Genomic DNA, 2,609 nt, shown 5'->3' with positions numbered 1-2,609 from the left:
TTCAGGAGCAAAGACAGTGCAAACAAAGAACTGAAAAAACTGAAAGTATTAAAAAACAGCGACACATACTGGCTGTATAGCAAATAAAACCATGAACAATGTAAATAAGTTCTGCACTGCCGACCAGGCTCTGCTGAAATTACAAACTCTTTGTTCCCGCCAGGAAACCTGCAAGCAGGATGCAGCGCAAAAATGCAAGTCCTGGGATCTTTCAGAAGAAGCTATTGAAAACATTTTAAATCAGCTTGAAAAAGAGAAATTCATTGATGAAAAACGCTTTGCCCATTTTTTCACAAACGACAAACTAAAATTCAACCATTGGGGAAGGATCAAAATTTCCCTTGCCTTAAGGCAAAAGCAAATTCCAGAAAACATCATCAATGAAGTTTTAGATGAAATTGACCCCCTGGTTTATTTCGATATCCTCAGAAAGGAGTTGGAAAAGAAAGTCAGGCTCATTCCTGCAAACCATAACGGCTATCAAATAAAAATCTCTTTGCTGCGTTATGCATACGGCAAAGGGTTTGAAAGCCAGGAAATCGAAAAACTGCTGCCTGAAATTCTAATGAAGGATAAGAATTAGTTCATTGATAAAAATTTTTATCTTTGCGTCCCTAATTTGAAGAAACAATAATAAGTATGATCACTTCAGAACAAATCAAGTCGCTGGAAGAACGAGAGCATGAGCTCAGGAGGTGTCTTTGACGTCGATCGTTTAATAATCCGGATCGAAGAAGAAGACGAAAAGACACATGCCCCTGATTTTTGGGACAATCCCAAGGAAGCCGAGAAGCAACTTAAAGTTGTTTCCACACTTAAATCATGGACTACCGAATACTCAAAAGTAAAGGGTAGTGTTGATGATTTAATTGTGTTATGCGATTTTCAGAAGGCCGGCGATGCCACGGAAGAAGAAGTAGAACAGCAATATAGCCTGGCGCTCAAAAACATTGAAGGCCTGGAATTGAAAAATATGCTCCGCAATGAAGAAGACAAATTGGGAGCAATATTGAAAATAAACTCCGGTGCCGGGGGAACCGAAAGCCTGGATTGGGTTTCCATGCTCATGCGGATGTATATCCGCTATGGGGAACGGAATCATTATACCGTAAAACAGGTTGAATTTCAGGCCGGCGATGAAGCCGGCGTAAAAACGGTAACTCTTGAATTTACGGGGGAATATGCCTATGGCTATTTAAAAAGCGAAAACGGTGTTCACCGCCTGGTGAGGCTTTCGCCCTTCGATGCCAACCACAAACGGCATACAACCTTTGCTTCAGTTTTTGTAGCCCCTGTTGTTGACGATACCATCGACATAGTCATCAATCCGGCTGATATTTCCTGGGACACCTACCGCTCAAGCGGGGCAGGCGGGCAAAACGTCAACAAAGTCGAAACAGCTGTCCGGTTGATCCATCATCCCACCGGCATTGTTGTTGAAAACCAGGAAACCCGTTCCCAGCTCAAAAATAAGGAAAATGCCATGCGCCTTTTAAAATCCCATCTTTATGAACTGGAACTACGAAAAAGACGCGAAAAACAGGCAGAGGTAGAAGGATTAAAGAAAAAAATCGAGTGGGGTTCGCAGATCCGGAGTTATGTGCTTCATCCTTACAAACTGGTAAAAGACCTGCGCACCAATTATGAAACATCTAATGTCCAAGATGTGCTCGACGGAGGCCTGGACGAGTTGATCAAGGCCTACCTGATGATGTTTGGAGGAAAAATATGATTTTTTTATTTAAATACCCATTATAAAATTTTATAGTTATGGAATACCGTATTGAAAAAGACACGATGGGCGAGGTAAAAGTTCCCGCCGATAAGTATTGGGGCCCGCAGACCGAGCGCTCAAGAAACAACTTCAAGATTGGCGGCCAGAAGATGCCAATTGAAATCATCCGTGCTTTTGCCATCCTGAAAAAAGCGGCTGCACTTACCAATTGCGAACTGGGCGTATTGCCGAAAGAAAAAGCAGACCTGATTGCCCAGGTTTGCGACGAAATATCAGCCGGCAAACTCGACAGCGAATTTCCTCTGGTTGTTTGGCAGACCGGTTCGGGTACACAGTCAAACATGAACGTAAATGAAGTTGTCTCCAACAGGGCTCATGTAATCAGCGGAGGCAAACTTGGAGAAGGGAAACCCGCAATCCACCCCAACGATGATGTAAACAAATCGCAATCATCCAACGACACCTTCCCCACTGCAATGCACATCGCTGCTTACAGGATGCTTACAGAAACCACTATCCCCGGTGTTGAAATCCTCAGGAATACCCTGGAAGCCAAATCCAAAGAATTCAGCGATATCGTTAAGATCGGCCGTACCCACTGGATGGATGCTACGCCTCTGACTTTAGGCCAGGAATTCTCCGGTTATGTTTCCCAGCTGGATCACGGTTTACGTGCCCTGAAGAATACCCTTCCCCACCTTGCAGAACTTGCTTTGGGCGGAACAGCCGTTGGTACCGGAATCAATACCCCCAAAGGCTATGCAGTGAAAGTTGCCCAGAAAATTGCCGAATTATCCAATTTACCTTTTGTCACTGCCCCAAATAAATTTGAAGCTTTGGCCACACATGATGCAATGGTTGAAGTATCCGGCGC

Annotated in this window: 3 protein-coding genes; all 3 read left to right on the top strand. The window is 43.9% G+C overall.

Features of this window, described 5'->3' with window-relative positions; translation table 11 throughout:
* Positions 1-91 precede the first annotated feature (91 nt).
* The gene (locus tag Q8907_15955; protein ID MDP4275763.1) at positions 92-583 is read left to right on the top strand and encodes a regulatory protein RecX; all 492 of its coding nucleotides are present in this window, start codon (positions 92-94) and stop codon (positions 581-583) included.
* A 56-nt stretch (positions 584-639) separates the two neighbouring features.
* Positions 640-1,732 (top strand): peptide chain release factor 2 gene (gene prfB, locus Q8907_15950; GenBank protein ID MDP4275762.1). Its coding sequence is split into 2 segments (ribosomal slippage): positions 640-702 and positions 704-1,732, totalling 1,092 coding nucleotides; the frame shifts between segments, so codons are not numbered across the junction.
* A 38-nt stretch (positions 1,733-1,770) separates the two neighbouring features.
* The coding region (locus Q8907_15945; protein MDP4275761.1) for a class II fumarate hydratase at positions 1,771-2,609 on the top strand (839 nt) is incomplete at its 3' end.

The organism is Bacteroidota bacterium (assembly GCA_030706565.1).
Classification (GTDB): domain Bacteria; phylum Bacteroidota; class Bacteroidia; order Bacteroidales; family JAUZOH01; genus JAUZOH01.
Note: the sequence above shows the minus strand (reverse complement) of the source record. Positions and strands in the feature narration are given on the sequence as shown.